This is a genomic window from Anaerotignum faecicola (assembly GCA_024460105.1).
Classification (GTDB): domain Bacteria; phylum Bacillota; class Clostridia; order Lachnospirales; family Anaerotignaceae; genus JANFXS01.
The window spans coordinates 1-421 of record JANFXS010000391.1 but is presented as its reverse complement, the minus strand read 5'-3'; the positions used below and the strand labels follow the sequence as shown (position 1 = coordinate 421).

General features: G+C 45.6%; 1 protein-coding gene. It reads right to left on the bottom strand.

Features of this window, described 5'->3' with window-relative positions; all coding sequences use genetic code 11:
- Positions 1-19: 19 nt before the first annotated feature.
- Positions 20-421, bottom strand: a 402-nt coding sequence (locus NE664_14530; GenBank protein MCQ4727851.1) for a substrate-binding domain-containing protein, incomplete at its 5' end; no start/stop codon positions are given.

Here is a 421-nt window from a genome sequence, read left to right as displayed (position 1 = left end):
AACATATTTCATAAATTTTTTATCCACGTTTTTTAAGGCGTTCTTTAATTATATCGCCCTGCATTTTGCCTGCGTCGGCCGCGTTCGTGCCGATAAAGATAGCGTTGTCATAAGAAGAAACAACTTCCGTGTCAGGCTCCCTGTTGAAGAAAATTGTAGGTATGCCGGCCGCTTTGGCTTTTTCAACAACGCCGCTTGCGGCTTTTGCGTCTACCATGTTAACGCAGAGAACGTCAACGCCTTCTTCAATCATAACGTCAAGCTGATCGTTCTGCGTAGCCTGATCGCCTTTTCCGTCCTGCATAATAATTTCAGCTTTGCCGTTAAGGGCCGTTTCAAGGGCATTGCGTACGGTTGAGATATAGGTATCGTCATATTTGTAAATAAGTACGCCGACTGTAGGAAGTTCGCCCGTCGCTTC